This is a genomic window from Ruegeria sp. E5 (genome assembly GCF_056534105.1).
This window is the reverse complement of the sequence record NZ_JBQFPA010000004.1, coordinates 160,768-180,369: the sequence shown is the minus strand read 5'-3', so window position 1 is coordinate 180,369 and position 19,602 is coordinate 160,768. Positions and strand designations below refer to the sequence as shown.

Here is a 19,602-nt window from a genome sequence, read left to right as displayed (position 1 = left end):
GCGTTCTTGATCACCCTGATAATGCTCGTAGGAGGTAACGCAATGGCACAAGACGTCGGCGTCATTGAAATTGTGACGATGGACCTTGCTGAAGGCGTTACACCGCAAGAGTTCGAACCTGTTGATAAAGTCATCGAAGATGAGCATGTCAGCAAACAACCAGGCTTTGTCTCGCGCCAAGCTGCATTCACAGATGGCAAATGGGCAGTGGTAGTTAACTGGGAAAGTGCCGAAGACGCCCAAGCGTCCATGGATAGCTTTGCATCAGCACCCGCTGCTGAACGATTCATGAGCATGATCGATGCAACCACAATGTCGATGACACGCTACAATTTAGCGCGATAGCAGACAAACAGAAGGGCGGCACTACGAGGTAGTTGCCGCCCTCCCCTGGTTGTTGTCGCGTTGTTCGGGATGCGCACTCACATGGCACGACATCTCGTTCTCGATAGCGAACTGTTAGGGCGCTAAATTGACAGTCTATCACTCCATAAGTTCGATCTCGCCCGGGCGCCACGATCCGTCGAACCAAGGCTCGAGAGGGCCATACAATCGCAGTACGGTCGACCAAGATTTGCCCGGCATCGTCTGTATCCAGTTGCCCTCTTTGCCTTCAGGCGCTTCAGGCGCGAACCAGACAGTGTAACTTCCGTCTTCATTCGCTTCCAATGTAGCTTGGTTGCTGTCGACCCCTGCGAGTTTCTGATCAGTTTCGAGCAGTGAACGGGTTTGGGTGTCGTAAACGACGAAAGACCAGTAATCCTGCGCGGGCGGATTTGGCGGGATGGTGACGGAATAGGTGTTGCTCCCATCGAAGTAGTTCCCGTCACTGTCCCGGTTTGCCAGCGCATATTGCGACCCGACACCAACCTTTTGTGCAACCATGGCAGGCGTAATGCCAGTCGCGTAGTAGTGGAACAGGGTCCGCGCATCGAGGATTTTCACGTCCCCCGCCTGGAACTCATGATTGCCACCGACGAACGCCGTCTTCCAATACCCTTCGTCATAGTAGAATGGCGCACGCGAGCGAGGAGCAAAATTCAACGACTTAGCCGCCGCCGTGCCCAATGCGACTGCCTCTGTGAGCAGCAGCCTCAGTTCGTCATCGGGTTCAAATGGTTCACCTTTTCGGATACCCAGCGAGAACATTGCTCCCATCAATTCATCGGGAAGTGCTCCTTCCGCTTCGTTGTCTACAACGGCCTTCATCTCTTCAAAGAAGGAAAAGTCATTGGCGTGTATCGTGTTGAACTGAAGATCAGTCAGGTTCACAAATTCCTGATCGGGCGGCGCGTCGCGGTCTTCCCACCGGTAAACACGAAGAGTTTCCTTCACACGATCCACTGCGGCTCCAACGCCGTCTTCCCCATAAAACGCACGCAACAGAAACCAGTTCCGATAGCTTGGCGGCTTCACAATATAGTAACCGTCGTCCGGCAACTCACCTTCATAGTCGGGCGGAACGATCAAGAACTTCCCACCCTCGCCAGCGTCAGGCCCAGCGTTCCCGATGTCAGTGACATAACGCATATAGGCATCGTTCACGAACCCCAGCATGCCCGGCGGCACGTCGTAAACCACTGGCCCTTCGGACAGGTCCGTACAGTTAAGAATGTAGATTGTCGTGGTGTTCGGCGTGAGAAGAAGCGAACGGGCGTTATACAGGTCTTCAAAGATCCCGATCTTCATCGGATCAACGCCAGCGCCCTCTTCGAGCCCGTGACACATTGCATATGTTGAGGCTGCAGGCATTCCATCCATGAATACCTGCATGCCACGCATGAAATTTAATGCGTTATACGACAGCTTAGCTGTATCCGGCGTCGGCAAGCCGTCAAAATATTCCAACGTTCCAAATCGTGTCTCCACCTGATCCGGTACGATTATGCTATCCGGAACTTCAGCCTTGTACTCTTGGGCTGGAGATTGCGATGCGAGTACCAGGGCGGTCAGCACGGCTAACGACTTTGTTTTCATTGTTCACTCCATTGGGAATTTTTGTTTGTTTTGATCAGTTTACTTTTTCTAGATCGCCCAGCATCCAGCCACTTTCCAACCATCCGTCTTGCGGCCCATATAGACGGAACAAAAGGAAGTACGGCTCTGTGGTTGGTATCCAGTTGCTTTCCTTGCCTTCCGGTGCCTCCGGTCCAAAAAAGATGTCGTAAGAACCGTCTTCATCGGCTTGCATAGAGTCTGTGTCGCGCTCGGACAGACCCACTGGATCAACGTTCCGGATGAAGCTCTTGGTCTCCATCGAATAAACAATCACGGACCAGAAATCGTCGGCAGGTGTGTCTGCTGGCACGTTAAGTCTGTAAGTCTGATTGTGGTCGTACATGTCGCCGTCGCTGTCGCGAAGGCCCGTCAGATAAAAGGTACCGCCACCGAGTTGTTTCGGCAGGTACGTGATCCAGAAGTAGCTGCCGCCCGCACGCGCATCCACAAGTACCTCTGTCTCAGTCTCATACGGGAAGCCTGCCTCGGGTTGACCTTCGGCAAAGTCCCATATCAGCCACTGGCTTTTCATCTCGCCGCTATCGTCGACCCAGAGCGGTATCATGGCTTTGCCGGGCGTAACAAAGTAGTTCTGCATAGAGGCATACGCCAACAACAAACCCTCATTCATTGCTTTCAACTGAATTTCCGATGGTTCGAAAGGTTTTCCCTTTTCGATCCCGAGATCCTTCAGGAAATTTACCATGACCTTGTCTTGTTGTCTGACGGGGTTGTTTTGAACGTAATCATTCAAGTCCTGAAAGAAGGTCTCGTTGTAGTATGGAAGCGAGTCGTACGGCACTTCTGACGCTTCGAGATAGTTGTTGGGTGGTGGATTGTCAGCCTCAGACAGGTAGTACACTTTGATCGTCTGAGCGTACTCGGCCGCATCGGTGTCCGTTCCGCCATTCGTCAGTTTTGGCCGGAACGAAAAACCATATTCGTAGGTATCTGTTTCAAAGGGAAGGTATCCCGCTTCAGTTAATTCCTCCAGCGACATTTCCCCTTCGTAGCCTGGGGGTAGCATGAGGTACTTGCCGCCGGCACCTTCATCGAAACCATCGGGACCTACGTCCACAATAGGAACATCCCAAGCATTCACGATTGTACCGAAGTAGTTCACCTTGTCGGTGGCAGCGGGCACTTCAATGACAAGGGGACCGGGTTCGGAGGTCATTGAAGCCCAAGCATAGGCCGTAACATCGTTGGCCGTAAGAAACCCATGTTTGGAGTCGAACGGCTTGTTGAGATAAATGATGTCATTGTAGTCGCCACCGAGGTCGCGGCGAATGCCCTTGAGGAAATCGATCATACCGGCGGCAGGCATTCCCCAGATGGCCGTCTGGGTGGCACGCTGCACCATAATCTTGTACTCGATGTCCTCGACCTCGGCTGATCGTGCAAGGATGTCGCCCGTGTCGTTGAAGGACTGGGAGAAAACTGGTGAAGCAGAAATACCTGCGCCGAGCACCATTCCCAAAAAATGCATCGAAAAACCGCCGTGTAATGGCCGAAGTATTTTCATATTGCAATGCTCCCTGCTGTTTAGGGAAAGCTTGCACATCCGTTCAGCCGATGCGTATCATTTCACGACACGCGGGCGAACAAGCGGGTTGACGGATTGAACCTACCACCGATGATTTCGGCTAAGGCCTTGGGCGCGATGCCCCAGTTTGTGCTTGAGGCCGCTGGGGAAAGACGCTTGTTGCGTGCTTTTGACTCTGCCGATCTTCCTGTTCACTTCATTGAGGAAAGAGGCGGTTACATCTCGGAGCATGCCTTGGCGACCTTTGTGCACGAAGCCGCACGATCCACGGGACAACAAAACATCGGATTGTTGTGGTCACCGTATCTCACTGTCGCTGACTACGGCGCCTGGGGGAGTTACGTTCTTTCTGCTCCAACGCTGGGGGCAGCGCTAATACGAGCTTCTGCCGTCATGCCATTTCATTCGTCTACGGATCGCGCGTGGCTTGAAACTTCGGGCACAAGCGCGCGCTACTGTTATCGTTTTGGACTTCGCTCGCATTTCGCGTATCCGGACATCGGCTTCTCGGCCGTTGGGGTTTTTTTGAGCATATTCCGCGCGTATTTAGGAAGCGACTGGAAGCCATCTGCCGTGCTCTTGGACTTCCCGAAGGTTCCTGGATTTGTCGAGGCAGAAGACACCTACGCTTGTCCTGTAATCTGGAACGCCTCCCGGCTTGGGGTTGATTTTGATGCATCGGCTTTGCGAGCCGAAACCACGCCCAAAAAACTTACCGGCGGCTCGACAACCGTCGGAGATATTTCTCGCGAACGATTGGGCGGCCCACCTCAAACACTTAGAGGACAAGTCGAGGAAGTGGTTTGGCAACAACTTCATCGGGAGGAAATGTCGATTGATGCCACCGCGCGTTCGCTCGATCTTGGCGTTCGCACACTACAACGGAAGTTAGCAACCGAAGGGGTTCGTTTTCGCGAAATCGTTAACGATGTCAGGGTAGCAAGGGCCGAGGAACTCCTCACAGATACGCGCGAGACAGTCTCCAGTATCTCCTCCATGCTAGGATATGAAACCGCAAATAATTTCAGCCGCGCATTTAGGAAGGTGACGGGACTGACGCCCTCTGACTATCGCAAGATGAACTCCGACAATAGTTGACTTGTGGGTCGCGAGAGCAATCTTCCAATGTCTGCTTTGTCCGCATAGCCGACTTTGATCCAATGGCAATAAAGTCCGCATCTTGCCCATTCATACGACTCACAGCAAAGGGAGCTCCATCCTGGAGCGATCGTTCATGGATCTTGCGACGAAGGTGCCAGGAAAGCCCAACTTTGACGTTCACAAAATAGGAACAAAAGCGGCTTCGTTCTCCTTATTATCCTCAGGAAATGGATCGATAAAGTAAATCTGTTCGAGCCGAAACGAGCCGTCCACGCTTTCCTTGTTATGTGCTATGTACTCATCAGACCAATCCCCGTGCACGCTTTTGATTAAAAACGGTTGCTTCAGACGAGAGCCTTCTATTCCCGCAGTTCCGCACGTCAGCCTGCTTGGGTCGAAGGATGCATCCGTTCCGAAAGATATCTATTGTAGCTCGATGTCGGGAGTGGCGTATTTGCCAACGAAATCAGAGTAAGCCTTCGATAACTCTGATATCATTTCTGGACGTTTGAGACACTCGGTTGCGGTGCTTGTCGCCATGCAATGATCATTCCAGGCTTTGTAGTCCTGACAAAAGCTGCGTATAAATGCTTCCCTGCTCCTGTGATCAGGCCCAGCGAATTCCGGTCGCTTGAACGTTCTCTAAGCCTTTTCCAAAGGGTCAATACTACTCCACGTACAGCTATGTGCGATTCACGCCCTTTTACACTGGACGACCCGTCGAAAACGTTCAACGAATGAATGTTGGCTTCGTCCGCCCCTTGGTGATTGAGGTTGGTCGCGGCGAAAGGTCGGATTGAAAGCCGACTAACCAAATGGGCTTCAATGTCCGGTCTCGTGAAATTTGCTGCACCAACGAGAGGTCGCTGCCGCAGATGCGAGGAAATGCTGCGTGAGCAAAAGCGGCGTCAACAAAAGGCGACTTTGTCCAGCAATCCAGACACTCCGCCAGATTCCCACAACCGCAGTGCAGAGAATGTTCGGTTTGAGCCCATTTTGCCGATTCCTGCAGTGTGCACGAATGACCGCATAACAGATGCAGTCAAGGGCCCAGCATTCGCTTATCAGCTAAACGCAGTGCTTGATGGCTTAATACGGTGTCCCCGAAAGCCAAATGCTTAGCGAAAATAATCAAACTAGCGGCTGATTAAACATAGCTTCGAATCCCACGTGCAATAGATTTAACCTAACATCGGAGACGCTATCATGACTGATTCAGGTGCAATTTTCTTTGGCTATCATGCTGACCCATCGCGCTCCAGCTCATTGCAGGCTGCTGCCTACACCGAGCGCAAGTGGTTTGACGCAGACCTTCGCTCCATCCTCTCCAAAACTTGGCAATGGGTGTGTCATGTCGAGAAAACACGAGAGCCGGGGTCCTTTGTAACGGTGGAAGTTGCCGGTCAACCTATTGCGGTTGTGCGCGACAAAGAGGGTAAGCTTCGCGCCTTTTACAACGTATGCAAACACCGTGCCCATGAACTGCTATCAGGCGAAGGCAATACCACACGGATTATGTGCCCCTATCATGCCTGGGTCTATAAGCTTGACGGGCAATTGGCGCGTGCGCCACATACTGAAAACCTCGAAGACTTCAACAAGGATGAGATTTGCCTCGACGAAGTGCAGGTCGAAGAGTTTTGCGGCTTTGTTTTTGTCAATTTGGATCCGACAGCGACTTCATTGTCGGAGCAATCCGGAAACCTGGAAACCGAGGTGCGCCATTGGGCACCGGATGTGGATCAACTCACTTTTGGCCACCGTCTGACCTACGACATCAAGTCAAATTGGAAGAACGTCGTGGACAATTTCCTTGAGTGCTATCATTGCCCTACGGCCCATAAGGATTTTTGTGACCTCGTGGATATGGATACCTACAAGGTTACAACCTACGGCATCTACTCCAGCCATATGGCTGACGCAGGCAACAGTCCAAATACCGCCTATGACGTCTCGAACGCCACGGTAAAAACCCACGCGGTTTGGTGGCTCTATCCTACCACTTGCCTGATGCGATATCCGGGACGGTCCAGCATGATCGTGTTGAACATTATCCCTGTTGGGCCAGATCGGACGCTTGAAACTTACGACTTCTTCCTTGAGACGCCGGAACCTGACGCGATGGAGCTGGATGCAATTCGCTATCTGGACGAGGTACTTCAGGTCGAAGATATCAGCCTCGTCGAAAGCGTACAGCGCGGGATGAAAACGCCTGCGTTCACCCAAGGTCGGATCGTCAATGACCCGGATGGGTCTGGCAAGTCCGAGCACGCCGTTCATCACTTCCATGGCTTAGTCTTGGACGCTTACGCAAAAGGTGCCACGTGACGCGGCCAAACATCCTTGTGGTCATGGCGGACCAATTGGCTCCGCATTTCACAGGGGCGTACGGGCATAAGGTCGCCAAGACGCCACATCTTGACGCGTTGGCCGCGCGCGGCATGCGCTTCGATGCAGCTTACTGCAATTCCCCTCTCTGTGCGCCTTCACGGTTTTCCTTTATGTCGGGTCAGCACATCAGTCGCATCGCAGCTTACGACAATGCATCCGAGTTCAAGGCTTCGGTGCCGACATTTGCGCATTATCTGAAATCGCTGGGCTATCGTACTTGTTTGGCAGGCAAGATGCATTTTGTCGGACCGGATCAGATGCATGGGTTTGAGGATCGTGTGACAACCGACATCTATCCTGCTGATTTTGCGTGGACCCCGGATTGGGAGGCCCCGGACGAGCGGATCGACAAGTGGTATCACAATATGCAAACGGTCAAAGAAAGCGGCGTTGCCCACGCGACTTTCCAGATCGACTATGACGACGAGGTCGGTTTTGCTGCCAAACGCTGGCTGTTCGATGCGGCCCGAGACAAAGCGCTTGGCAATGACGCGCCTTTTGCGATGGTTGCAAGCTTCATTCACCCGCACGATCCATATGTAGCCCGACCAGAATGGTGGAACCTGTATACGGATGATGAAATTGACTTGCCCGCGTTTGTGCCCGCGTTGGAGGATCAAGACCCCTTTTCACGACGTTTATTGGATGGGATCGAAGCGTCTTATGTGCCACTGACCGAGGAAGAAGTCCTGCGCGCGCGCCATGCCTACCTGGCAAACGTCAGTTACTTCGACAGCAAAATCGGAGAGCTGGTTCAAACCCTCGAAGAAACAGGCGAGTTGGACAGCACCATTGTGATTGTCACAGCCGACCATGGCGACATGCTGGGTGAACGTGGGCTGTGGTACAAAATGAACTTCTTCGAGCACTCAGCACGAATTCCATTGGTCATGGCCGGACCAGGCATCGCTGTTGGGGCCGCTCAAAATGCAGTGTCACTGGTTGATCTATTGCCGACATTTATCGACATCGGTGGCGGTGATGAGACGATGATCGGAGAGCCGATCGACGGTCGTAGCCTTATGCCTCTGGCTCGGGGTGAAGAAGATCCAGTTGATGAGGCGATCGGAGAATATTGTGCCGAGATGACGGGCTATCCTGTGATCATGATCCGGCGCGGGCCCTTGAAATATATTCATTGTGATAGCGACCCACCGCAGCTCTATGACCTGAGTGCTGACCCGATGGAAACGAAGAATTTAGCTTCGGACCCAAGCTACTCCGACGCGAAAACTCGTTTTGCAGCTGAAGTCGTCGAGCGTTGGGACGGCAGTGCTTTGCGAAAGAAGATAATCGCCACACAAAAATCGCGCCGTGCATTACATGCCGCGATGGAGGCCGGTGCCAGCGAGCCTTGGGACTACAACCCGCCGTCCGATGCAAGCCAGCAGTATGTACGCAACAATATGGATTGGACAGTGGCTGCACGCCGCTACCGCTATCCGCCATTGAAGGATTGAAACCAATGATGCTGAACGGAAAAGTTGCTCTCGTGACTGGTGCCCGCGGTGGAATCGGGCGCGCGATTGTCGCTCGGTTTCTAAGAGAAGGCGCAACGGTATTTGCCGCTGACCTCACACCGGAAGGGTCGTTAGATCAACACGACGACGACGGCAGTCATTTTGTTAAGCTGGATGTGACTCAAGAAGCAGACTCGGTTGCGGCGATGGATCATGTGCGCGCCGCACACGGAAAGTTGGACATCCTAGTGAACGCGGCGGGGATTGAGATCGAAAAAACGGTTGAAGAGACCACGTTGGAGGAATGGAATCAAAGCTTTGCGGTTAATTCCACGGGCACGTTCCTGACCTCGAAATACGCCATCCCATTGATGCGCGAAGCGGCGAAGACAGGGAATAGCGCAAGCCTTATCAATTTTGGCTCCTACGACGGGTTCATCGCAGATCCAGGGCTTGCGGCCTATTGCGCGACCAAGGGTGCAGTTCACGCTTTGACCCGCGCAATGGCTTGCGATCATGGCCCAGAAGGTATCCGGGTGAATGCCATCTGCCCTGGCTATATCGACACTCCAATGCTGCAGAGCTTCTTCAACGGCGATGGATCCGGCGGAGGAGGTGGCAACATTGAAACGCTGCAAAAGGCCGTGCGCGATGTTCATCCAATGCGGACCTACGGGACGCCCGAGGATATTGCAAATTTGGTCAACTGGCTTGCCTCGGACGAGGCGCGCTATGCCTCTGGCCAGTTGTGGGTTCTGGACGGGGGGCTGTCTGCACAAGTGCAGCAGATGAAGCTCTGATGCCCAAGCCCGTCATTATCACTTGCGCGCCGACCGGAGGCATCCATACGCCGTCAATGTCTCCGCATCTGCCGATTACACCGGCCGAGATTGCGACGGCCAGTATTGAGGCGGCCCAGGCAGGGGCATCAATCATTCACCTGCACGCACGGCACCCGGAGACAGGAAAACCCGATCCCCGACCTGAGCTGTTCAAGCAGTTTCTACCCGTAATCAAGCAGTCCACCGATGTTGTGATGAATGTCTCGACCGGCGGCGGCTTGGGGATGTCGATGGATGAGCGGCTGCTGGCGGCGACATCTACCAGCCCAGAGATGGCATCGCTCAACATGGGATCCATGAACTTTGGTATCTTTCCGATGCTGCAGAAATACACCGAGTTTCAGCACGACTGGGAACGGCCATTTTTGGAGATGACGGAAGACTTTATCTTTCCCAACACTTTCAAAACAATTCGTTACGCCATCGAAAAACTTGGTGGAGATCACGGCACCAAGTTCGAATTCGAATGCTATGATCTTGGACATCTCTACAACGTCAAATGGTTCGTGGATCAGGGCCTGATCAAACCGCCATTTTTCATTCAGATGGTATTTGGCATCTTGGGTGGCGTTGGCGCAGATGCCGACCATCTGACACACATGCACAACACAGCCGATAAGCTGTTCGGAGCAGAGAATTACGAATGGTCGGTCCTTGCCGCTGGTCGTCACCAAATGCCATTTGCGACCCAAAGCGCGATGCGGGGCGGTAACCTGCGTGTCGGTCTCGAAGACAGCCTGTTCATCGGCAAGGGTGAGTTGGCAAAATCTAACGCGGAACAGGTCACGCGCATCCGATCAATCGTTGAAATCCTTGGCCTTACGGTCGCGACGCCAGCAGAAGCGCGCATGCGGCTCGCACTAAAAGGCGGCGATCAGGTTGGCTTCTGAGGAGACGCATATGCAGACGAACATGTTGATCAACGGCGAAATGGTTGAAGGCACCGGCGACGCCTTGAACATCCTGAACCCTGCAACAGGAGAGGTTATTGGTACCGCAATAGAAGCCTGCGATGCACAGATCGAGGCGGCGGTGCGCGGCTCAGCAGAGGCATTTGAGACCTTTTCGGCTACGACCCCTGCAGAACGCGCTGCAATCTTGCTTCAGATAGCTGATGTTATCGAGGCGAACAGCCAGGAGTTGGCAGAACTTGAGAGCCTAGATGTGGGAAAACCCTGGCCATCGGCTCATGATGATGAAATGCCGCTGACGATTGATGTCTTTCGCTTTTTCGCCGGGGCTGCGCGCACCATGATGGGGTCTGCCTCTGGAGAGTATGTCGCGGGTCATACGTCGATGATCCGGCGCGACCCCATTGGCCCTGTCGCCGCCATCGCCCCTTGGAACTACCCGCTGATGATGGCGTCCTGGAAGATTGCTGCACCAATTGCGGCAGGATGTTCGGTGGTGTTGAAACCGTCCGAGATCACGCCGCTATCTACTCTGCGACTTGCAGAACTGTTACAAGATGTTCTGCCAAAAGGCGTGCTAAATGTGATCCATGGTCGCGGGCCCGGCGTGGGGAATGCCCTGATGAACAGCCCACAGATGGAAGGGATCAGTGTTACGGGTTCTCCGGCGACAGGCATGGCTGCAATGCGGGCTGCTTCCCAGAAAATTAAACACGTTCATCTGGAATTGGGCGGCAAGGCGCCAGTCATTGTCTTTGATGATGCTGATCTCGATGCTGTGGCCGAGACGATCCGATATGGCAGCTACTTCAATGCCGGTCAGGACTGCGCACAGCCTTGCCGCGTGATGGTTGCAGACAGAGTTTACGACAAACTTGTGGCCGCGATTGCCGATCAGGTTGGCCAGATCCAGATCGGTGCACCGAAAGCTCAAGGAACGGAAATGGGCCCGCTTGTCTCTGCGACACAGCGGGATCGTGTAGCGGGTTTTGTGGATCGCGCGCGCAGCAGCTCTGAAATCGTTTCCGGTGGGGCCTCTGGCGAAGAAGACGGCTTTTTCTACCAGCCAACAGTCATCGCCAATGTTGACAACACTGCAGAGATTGCCTGCAATGAGGTTTTTGGACCCGTTGTAACTGTCTCTCGGTTTTCTGCGGCAGAAGATGCGTTGAGGATCGCCAACACCGGAGCTTACGGTTTGGCCTCATCGGTCTGGACACGAGATGTTGGGAGAGCAATGCAAATGACGTCCAAGTTGCGCTATGGATTCACCTGGGTAAACACGCATGGGGTTGCGACCCCCGAGATGCCTTGGGCCGCGATGAAGGGCTCAGGCACGGGCAGCGATATGTCGGTCTATGCGCTGGATGCTTACACCGCAGTCCGTCACGTTATGGTGGCACACTGATGCGGTTAGCTGGGAAACGCGCCTTTGTTACCGGCGGCAAACAGGGCATTGGTCGCGGCATCGTTGAGGCCTTCGCAGCCGAAGGTGCGGCTGTCGCCACCTGCGGGCGCGGCCCTAAGCCAGATGATCTACCGGTTCACGTAGCATGGTATACGCTGGATGTATCCAATCCCGAAGCGGTTGCACGTACTGCCCGAACAATCGGCCTGGTAGATATCCTGGTAAACAACGCCGGCGTTCAGGTCGAAAAAACAGTGACCGAAAGCTCAGACGCGGATTGGGATTTGGTGATGGGAGTAAACGCACGAGGCGTTTTTAACTGTTGCCGCGCCTTTGTTCCGAAAATGTCTCAGGGTGGTTCGATCATCAACATTGGTTCGATCTCGGGCAATGCCGCTGACCCGTCGATGGCGCTCTACAATGCTTCAAAAGCGTTTGTGCATGGGCTTACACGCTCTATCGCAGTGGACCATGGACCTGCGGTGCGCTGCAATGCAATCTGCCCGGGATGGATTGAGACGGGCATGCTGGACGCAGCATTCGAACTCGCCCATGACCCGGAAAAGGCTAGATCAGACGCGCTGGCACGCCATGCGGTCAAACGCTTTGGTAAGCCCGCAGACATTGCTGCGATGGCTGTTTGGCTAGCTTCTGACGAGTCGTCTTTTGCGACTGGCCAACTGTTCACTGTGGACGGTGGTATGACTGCGGCATCCCCCCTGAATCCGGGACTGTTCTGATGTCGGAAATCGAAAGAACCGCCATTCTCGGAGCCGGTGTCATCGGGGCAAGCTGGGCAGCGCTGTTCCTCGCGTCGGGTCGCAGTGTGACTGTATTTGATCCCGATCCGAACGCTGAGGCATCCGTCCGTAAATACATTGAAAAGGCGTGGCCTGCGTTGGAAGAATTGGGCCAAGTTGGCCACGCCACCCGAGATGCGATCACCTTTGCACCGACCGCAGCTGAGGCCGTGCGAAACGCGCAGTTCATTCAGGAGAATGTGCCCGAGCGGTTGCCGATCAAACATTCCACCTATGCGGAAGTTGAGCCAGAGTTGGGTGCTGATGCAATAGTTTCAAGCTCAACATCCGGCTTAACACTCGAGGCTCTCCAACAGGGATGGCGCGATCCGAGTAAGCTCATCTTAGGTCATCCGTTCAACCCGCCACATCTCATTCCGCTGGTCGAGTTGACGGCGAACGACGCAACCGGTTCAGATGTTCTGAACCGAACAGAGACGTTCTACGAAGATCTGGGTAAAGTCACGATCCGGATCAAGAAGGGCATGCCCGGACACGTCGCAAACCGCTTACAAGCTGCAGTATGGCGCGAGGCCGTCCATATGGCGATTGAAGGCGTTGCGAGCGTCGAAGACATCGACAAAGCGATGTGGGCCGGCCCGGGATTGCGGTGGGCCGCGATGGGTCCGACGACGCTTTTCCACCTGGGTGCAGGCGACGGCGGTCTGCGGGCCTTCTGTGACCATTTCAAGGATACATTCAATGGCTGGTGGGACGACCTGGGCAACCCTCGTCTTGATGAGGATGTCATCAATAAACTGGTCGATGGCATTAACGATCAAACTCAAGGGCAAAGTACCGAAGAGTTATCAGCGCAACGCGACAAGATGCTTACGGCGATGCAAAAAGCTACCCAACAACTTCGGACTTATTATCAGGCTTGAACATTGGCCACGCGCGGAACTCGAATGGAGTACGGCCTTCAATACGGTCTGCAGTTGGTGTGAGGCCAAAACGGCTTCGATATGCCCGGCTGAAATGAACTTGCCCGTTAAATCCTGATGCTTCTGCAATCTCGCTGAATTTCAGCTCTGTTTGGGTTACTAGTCCACGCGCGCGATCAAGGCGTATGTCACGGTAGTACTCGATCGGCGACTTCTGGACATATTGCCGAAACAATCTGCTAAGTTGTCGTTGCGAAATCTTCAACCTCGCTGATATTTCAGGGATCGACAAAGTGGCTTCCAAATGTGCCTCCATCAAGTCGATCGCGTCCCTTACCACCCCAGAGGTGACATACCCCAGTGGCTCCACGTCTTTGGGGTTCTGTGATTGGCCCTCACCGCGTACATTGTGATGAAAAAGATATCGCGCAGATGCATTGGCGATACTCTCACCATCGACAGAGTGCACAAACCGCAAACCCAGATCAGTCGCTGCGGAACCCCCGCAACAAGTGAACATCTTTCCATCCATAACAATCATGTTCTCTGACACTGTGGTATCATGGGCCATTTCAGCAAAGGCATCGATGTGCTCATAGTGAACCGTCGCTGTCTTGCCTTTAAGCAGTCCAGCAGCCGCAAGAACAATCGCACCAGTATCCAAGCCGCCAACGATTGCTCCGCACGCCTCCCACTTCTGAAGGGCCACCTTAAACTGAGATGTTCCGTGACGTTCAGGTGACCAACTTGTACTCACCAGAACCAACCAGGGCTTGCGCCCCGTCACGGCCGCCAATGGGGCAGTGTCAACGACAAGGCCGCTGCTAGACTCAACTGGTCCACCGAGGTCCGAGACATAGGTCCAAGAAAATCGAGCCGAACCTGTCAGGTAATTGGCTATTCTGAAAGGATCCACGAAAGACGTAGTCGCCGAAACATTGAAATGCGGACTCACCAGGACAACGATATCTAACTTGCGATCAATTGGATGGATCATGGCCGATTCTGTAAAATGGCGTCCAAAATTGTCAATAATGAACTTATCACTGGTTCAAAAAAGTCCAATTACTAAGGCAAACACAGCATAAACAAGGGGAAAATACCGGGGGAGATCAGCGCTCATTAAGTTTCTGAAATCCAAAAACCGACATTCGTTCTACCGCGGCGAAAGTCCGTTTTGGCCGCTAGAAACTTAGTGTTGTTGCGAGACAAAGAGATCACAATTCGGGATTCCGCGTCCAAGCGCAGTCATATCAATCTTTCACAGGCCAAAGCTTCTGATTTGCAAGGCATTCTGCAAGGCTCACATCATTAGCGCCAACCCATCAAATCTTAACTGGTCTCCCATCCGCCTGGATCATCTCATCACCGCCTGAGAGGCCTTCAACAATTACGCTACTTGTGGCTGTTTCGATTGCTGTTCCATCGACAAAGCATACGTAATTCATCTTGTTCGGATTGTTTGTGCTTATGCTGGCTAATGCAAGCGGAACGCCTTCTAGCAAGGCCCGGTCGTCGAAAAGAACCAGCTACTTGCCCCGCCATAATAGTCACCCGCTGTCGTCGATACCTCTAAAGGGTAGAGGACATAGTTATCAGTACCGTCTATAGTGGTGAACGTGGCCTTATAAAAAACTCGTTCTCCGCCAATCGTTTGCTGGGTTGTATCGCTTGAGATCTGCTGAGGTAAGTCACCGGATAACTTTGCACGATTTGCCCGATAGTTTGCACACGCACCATTTTGGTGCCAGATCAAATCCTTCCGAAAGTCTCTTTGAGTTCTGCGACTTGTTCTGCATCCAGTAGGCGGGTTGGCAGGCCGCGCAGTGTCACGAGCAGCTTGGCTGTTTCTTCTAACTCTTCTGCTGCAGAGACCGTTGAAAACAGATCCTCTCCCGATACGACGGGACCGTGATTGGCCAACAGAACCGCACTATATTTGCCATCCAGATCGCGGATCAAATCACCGGACGTCGGGTCGCCCGGCTTGACGTATGGAACCAGTTTGACTGTGCCGACACGCATAACCACATATGGCGTAAGCGGTGGAATACAGTCGTCAGGATCGGTGTCTTCCAGACAAGACAGTGCAGTGGCCCAGGTCGAATGCAGATGCACCACTGCACCAGCTTGTGGCCTCGTCTCATAGAAGGCTTGGTGCAGAAAGACCTCCTTGGTCGGCTTGTCGCCGGAGACGTGGTTGCCATCCAAATCAATCTTAGCGATGCGCTCGGGGTCGATATCGCCCAAGGTGGAATTGGTTGGTGTCATGAGGATGCCGTCGTGCAGACGTGCAGAGACGTTGCCAGCAGTGCCGACGGAAAATCCGCGCGCAAACAGCGATGCACACAGGTCCGACATCTGCTTTCGCAGCGCCTGTTCTTTAGAACTCATTTGCCGGCCTCCATCATTCTGAGGGCCTTCGGGAAAAAGTCCGGAGCGCCAAAGTTCCCAGACTTTAAAGCCAACGCAATGGGTTCAGTTTTTCCAACGCTTAGGACTGGCACGCCCGGGTCAATCTCTGGCCCAATTGACATGGCCGGTGACCCCAGTGCCTCAGAGACAGCCTTGGCGACAGCTCCCGACGTCTCCCCTCCGGCAACCACCAATCGCTTGTAGCTCTTCTGAACAAGCTCGCGCGCGGTATCTGCAAAGAGATTGTCCAGCTTTTCCGCCACGGCTTCTTGGCCAAATTGACCTTGTACCGCGCGCACATCATCCGGGCTTCCCGATGAATAGGCGAGCGGTGCCTGACCCGGATGCGTTTCAAAGAAATCCAGAAGCGTTTGCATAGTCACATCCCCGGACATAACACCCGGAACGTCAATGGCGAATGTCGGATGGGATTTCGCATGAACATCGATCTGACCACGGGTCGCACCTGAGCAAGACCCTGCAAGGATAGCGGCGGGCCCAGCGATACCTGTGAATACACTGCCACCTCTTTTGGACGAAGCTTTTCTGACGAAGTTCTTGGGTAGCCCCAGCGCTATCCCAGATCCCCCAGTAATGAGCTGGGCATCCTTCAGAGCCTCGCCCCAGGCCAGCAAATTCTCGTCCGAAATCGCATCACCGATCACAAAGCGTTCGTCGACGTTCCGCAAAGCAGTAGCAATCGCCTCTGGTCCTTGCGTCACGGCGTCAATTGAAACCAACCCAACCGCTTCTTGGGTCTGATACTGCAACCACCGCCTGATGTCCGCATCCGTCATCGGAGTAAGAGGGTGATTTTCCATCCCGGACTCGTTCAACAGCTTGCCAAGCACAAATAGATGGCCGTGATAGATGGTGCGCCCCGTTGTCGGAAATGCTGGACAGAAAACCACCTTTTGCGCGCCCAGTTCGTTGGCCAACGCTTCCGCAACCGGGCCGATATTTCCCCGCCTAGTGGAATCAAAGGTCGAGCAATACTTGAAGATGAACTGGCGGCATCCTTGATCTTTAAGCCATCGCAGGGCTCGCAGGCCGTCCGCAACAGCTTCTTCGACAGGTGCAGTGCGGCTCTTGAGTGAGACGACACCCGCTTCGATCTCTTTGTCGGCCGGGGTATCCGGAATACCTGGAAACTGCGCGGTTCTTAACCCACCTTCCGGCTCGACGCCCTTTGCCAAGGTGTTCGCAATGTCGCTCGCACCAGTGAAATCGTCCGCTATGACGCCGATTAGCATATCTTAATGTCCTTCGTCGGCCCTGGATCCAGCCTATGGATGTGCGGTGCTGCTCCGACGGGAAAAATCTCGCGCACAAGTGGATCATGGCCGGGCACGATAAGTCGAGGATGTGAGGCCAACCTCTCTAGGGTCTTGAAACCATCCATCATGTCCTGCAAATCGACAACGATGGGAAAAGCTTTTCGCGCCATGAAATTCTCGTAGTAATGCGAGGCATCCGAGGCCAGAACCATCCACCCGGCTGCTGTTCTTACACGAACACATTGCAACCCCCGCGAATGCCCGCCGATACAGTGTACGGTCACCCCATCTGCTATCTCGGCCTCTCCGTCGTAGAACACAACCTTGCCTGTATAGAGGCGCTTTACGACCTCGCAGATATGGCCCGCCGAGAAAGGCGCGCGTAAGTGGTCGTGGCACATGCAGGGACCTGTGGCGAAGGCCATTTCCGCCGATTGCATGTGCAACTTCGCATTTGGGAACATATGCAGCCCCCCAGCGTGGTCATAATGAAGATGGGTCACGATAACCTCGGTCACCGCTTCAGGCATGATGTCTAATGGGCGCAAAGCCTCGCGTGGGTCCATCGCAATGGGACGACCACGGGCGGCTGCCTCGTCGCTGTCGTATCCGGTATCGACCAGTATAACTTTGTTGCCACGCTTGAGCACCCAAACGAAATAGTCCATCGCGTGAGGTGCATCGTGATTGTCATCCAATATGAAGCTGTCGCGTCGAGTGCGAGCATTGCGATCCGCGTATTTCACGGCGTGAATTTCCCAATCGTTCATCGGATGACCTCGGAATACTGGTGAACAGTCTTGGTGGCGATCATATCAGCCACAGCCGTATCGAAGGACTGGAAATGCGCGCTTTCCAGGTGGGCGGAGAACGCCACGCTGTCATCATAAACCTCATAGAGAAAAACTGTCTCGGGATCGTCGCCGAAGCAAACGTCAAACTGCTGGCATCCGGGTTCTTCACGCAAAGAGGTTGAAGCGTTTTCGACCATTAGCGGCAAAAAGGTTTCTCTCGTACCGGGCTTGAGAGTGAAGGTGACGGTAACCACAAACATCAGACGGAAAGTCCTTTCAGACGTGAGAAAGCGCGCTTTGCCACGGGCAGTTGGCTGAGGATCAAACCAACGTTGAGCACAAGTAGAATGGCCGCACCGGGTCGCGAAAAGAAGACCGAAAGACCCCCGTCCGACAAGAACAGCGATCGGCGGAAAGTTTCGTCAAACAGGCTTCCCAGTATAACCCCAATGACCAATGGAGCGATTGGGTACTTCATCAGGTTCATAAAATAGGCGACGGCACCAACGCCCAACATCAGGTAGAGATCATTGATGCCACCACCGACGCTGAAAGACCCGATTGTTGTCAGAACCATCACAACCGGCAAGAAGATGGTCTGCGGGATCGCGAGTATTTTGATAAAGACCCGAGCAGTGAACAGGCCCATCAAGAACATGGTCAGGGATGCCAACACTAGGATTGCGACTACGCGCAGAATGATCTCGGGGTCTATCGTGGGGCCCGGGATCACGTTGTTGATCTTGAAAGCCCCCATCAAAGCCGCGGCGGGTGGTGAACCGGGAATGCCCAAAACCAAAAGCGGGATTAGCGCGCCCCCAATGCAGGCGTTGTTTGCTGTTTCAGAGCATAGCAGACCTTCCAATGACCCTTTTCCGAACTTGTCGCCCTCGGCAGATACGGTCTTGCCGACACCGTAGCTGACCCAACCGGCGACATCTTCGCCGACGCCAGGAAGCGCTCCCACCCCGGTCCCAATTACCCCTGAACGGCCTATGGTCGGCAGGTAGCGTCGAATAGAGCGAAGGTTTGGAAGAATACGGCCCTTCAGTGCCAGAACTTTCCCGGCTTCAACATGCCTTAGACCGTCGATGATTTGAGGTATCGCAAAAGCCCCCATCAAAACTGGCACGACCTGAAACCCGCTCAACAGGTAAGACCAGCCGAAAGTATAGCGCGGTTCAGACAACAGAGGGTCGAGTCCCACCATGGACATCGCAAGCCCGATCAGACCGGCGATCCATCCCTTGATCACCAGATCCTCGCTCATAAGTGTGCCAGATAGAAGGATGCCAAACAGAGCCAAGAGTGCTTTTTCCGGACTCGCGATGTTCTTCGAAACCAAAAGCAGTGCCCAGACAAAAATCAAAAGCGTGATCGTCCCGATAACCGTACCGATAAAGCTGGCCGTTGTGGTCAGACCAATTGCTTCGCCCCCTCGACCTGCTTTGGCCAGAGGGTAGCCATCCATGGCCGTCGCCGCGCTGGCTGCTGTGCCGGGAATGTTCAGCAGAATAGACGGGTAAGAGCCGCCGTAAATCGCGCCGACATAGGCCCCGAGCAAAGCGATAAGCGAATAGTCCAATGGAATCTTGTTGCCGAAAAATCCCGTCAGGATCGTCACTGCCAGCGTTGCGGTCAGGCCGGGCAATGCGCCGAACGTTATGCCTAGGAACACGGATGCAATCAAATACAGATAGGTCAGCGGGTCCACTGCCAGGCCAACGAATGCGGTCCCAAACCCAGCCAGTTGCGAAAGGATAAAGTCCATCCGG

General features: G+C 53.9%; 17 protein-coding genes. 9 read left to right on the top strand and 8 right to left on the bottom strand.

The window, feature by feature from the left end; all coding sequences use genetic code 11:
* The first annotated feature begins 42 nt into the window (after positions 1-42).
* Positions 43-345, top strand: a complete 303-nt coding sequence (locus tag ACR0BI_RS15670; RefSeq protein WP_214648679.1) for a hypothetical protein — start codon at positions 43-45, stop codon at positions 343-345.
* A gap of 138 nt (positions 346-483) precedes the next feature.
* Here ACR0BI_RS15670 and ACR0BI_RS15665 read toward each other — a convergent pair whose 3' ends face one another.
* Positions 484-1,977: a DUF1254 domain-containing protein gene (locus tag ACR0BI_RS15665; RefSeq protein ID WP_170380003.1), complete on the bottom strand. Its 1,494-nt coding sequence runs from the start codon at positions 1,975-1,977 to the stop codon at positions 484-486.
* Between the two features lie 34 nt (positions 1,978-2,011).
* Positions 2,012-3,523 (bottom strand): DUF1214 domain-containing protein, encoded by a 1,512-nt coding sequence (locus ACR0BI_RS15660; RefSeq protein ID WP_214648678.1) that lies wholly within the window; start codon positions 3,521-3,523, stop codon positions 2,012-2,014.
* Between the two features lie 111 nt (positions 3,524-3,634).
* Here ACR0BI_RS15660 and ACR0BI_RS15655 point away from each other — a divergent pair, with 111 nt between their 5' ends.
* From ACR0BI_RS15655 to ACR0BI_RS15620, 8 genes are all read left to right on the top strand, one after another.
* Positions 3,635-4,642 carry a helix-turn-helix domain-containing protein gene (locus ACR0BI_RS15655; RefSeq protein WP_170685169.1) on the top strand — a complete coding sequence of 336 codons (1,008 nt, stop codon included), beginning with the start codon at positions 3,635-3,637 and terminating at the stop codon, positions 4,640-4,642.
* 1,209 nt (positions 4,643-5,851) lie between these two features.
* On the top strand, positions 5,852-6,973 hold the full coding sequence (locus ACR0BI_RS15650) for an aromatic ring-hydroxylating oxygenase subunit alpha (protein WP_480562762.1): 1,122 nt from the start codon (positions 5,852-5,854) through the stop codon (positions 6,971-6,973).
* Positions 6,970-8,496, top strand: coding sequence for a choline-sulfatase (betC, locus tag ACR0BI_RS15645; RefSeq protein WP_170648586.1), 1,527 nt, complete (start codon positions 6,970-6,972; stop codon positions 8,494-8,496). The genes ACR0BI_RS15650 and betC overlap by 4 nt, the downstream gene beginning before the upstream one ends.
* A 32-nt stretch (positions 8,497-8,528) precedes the next feature.
* Complete coding sequence (locus tag ACR0BI_RS15640; RefSeq protein WP_480444236.1) at positions 8,529-9,296, top strand: SDR family NAD(P)-dependent oxidoreductase; 768 nt, start codon at positions 8,529-8,531, stop codon at positions 9,294-9,296.
* A complete protein-coding gene (kce, locus tag ACR0BI_RS15635) occupies positions 9,296-10,228 on the top strand; it encodes a 3,5-dioxohexanoate:acetyl-CoA acetone transferase (protein WP_480562760.1) in 933 nt (310 codons plus the stop codon). Before ACR0BI_RS15640 ends, kce begins: the two co-directional genes overlap by 1 nt.
* 10 nt (positions 10,229-10,238) lie before the next feature.
* Positions 10,239-11,657: an aminobutyraldehyde dehydrogenase gene (locus tag ACR0BI_RS15630; protein ID WP_480562759.1), complete on the top strand. Its 1,419-nt coding sequence runs from the start codon at positions 10,239-10,241 to the stop codon at positions 11,655-11,657.
* Positions 11,657-12,397, top strand: a complete 741-nt coding sequence (locus ACR0BI_RS15625; RefSeq protein ID WP_480562758.1) for an SDR family NAD(P)-dependent oxidoreductase — start codon at positions 11,657-11,659, stop codon at positions 12,395-12,397. Before ACR0BI_RS15630 ends, ACR0BI_RS15625 begins: the two co-directional genes overlap by 1 nt.
* Positions 12,397-13,341 (top strand): 3-hydroxyacyl-CoA dehydrogenase NAD-binding domain-containing protein, encoded by a 945-nt coding sequence (locus tag ACR0BI_RS15620; protein WP_480562757.1) that lies wholly within the window; start codon positions 12,397-12,399, stop codon positions 13,339-13,341. Before ACR0BI_RS15625 ends, ACR0BI_RS15620 begins: the two co-directional genes overlap by 1 nt.
* Here ACR0BI_RS15620 and ACR0BI_RS15615 read toward each other — a convergent pair.
* From ACR0BI_RS15615 to ACR0BI_RS15590, 6 genes are all read right to left on the bottom strand, one after another.
* Positions 13,307-14,338 (bottom strand): GlxA family transcriptional regulator, encoded by a 1,032-nt coding sequence (locus ACR0BI_RS15615; RefSeq protein WP_480562756.1) that lies wholly within the window; start codon positions 14,336-14,338, stop codon positions 13,307-13,309. The genes ACR0BI_RS15620 and ACR0BI_RS15615 overlap by 35 nt on opposite strands.
* A gap of 755 nt (positions 14,339-15,093) precedes the next feature.
* Positions 15,094-15,735, bottom strand: coding sequence for a 3-oxo-tetronate 4-phosphate decarboxylase (gene otnC / locus ACR0BI_RS15610; protein WP_170395486.1), 642 nt, complete (start codon positions 15,733-15,735; stop codon positions 15,094-15,096).
* Positions 15,732-17,009: a 3-oxo-tetronate kinase gene (gene otnK / locus ACR0BI_RS15605; RefSeq protein WP_480562755.1), complete on the bottom strand. Its 1,278-nt coding sequence runs from the start codon at positions 17,007-17,009 to the stop codon at positions 15,732-15,734. The genes otnC and otnK overlap by 4 nt, the downstream gene beginning before the upstream one ends.
* Positions 17,003-17,803 (bottom strand): N-acyl homoserine lactonase family protein, encoded by an 801-nt coding sequence (locus tag ACR0BI_RS15600; RefSeq protein ID WP_170513710.1) that lies wholly within the window; start codon positions 17,801-17,803, stop codon positions 17,003-17,005. Before ACR0BI_RS15600 ends, otnK begins: the two co-directional genes overlap by 7 nt.
* Positions 17,800-18,087: a putative quinol monooxygenase gene (locus ACR0BI_RS15595; protein WP_170567658.1), complete on the bottom strand. Its 288-nt coding sequence runs from the start codon at positions 18,085-18,087 to the stop codon at positions 17,800-17,802. The genes ACR0BI_RS15600 and ACR0BI_RS15595 overlap by 4 nt, the downstream gene beginning before the upstream one ends.
* Positions 18,087-19,598, bottom strand: a complete 1,512-nt coding sequence (locus ACR0BI_RS15590) for a tripartite tricarboxylate transporter permease (protein ID WP_480562754.1) — start codon at positions 19,596-19,598, stop codon at positions 18,087-18,089. The genes ACR0BI_RS15595 and ACR0BI_RS15590 overlap by 1 nt, the downstream gene beginning before the upstream one ends.
* Positions 19,599-19,602: the final 4 nt, after the last annotated feature.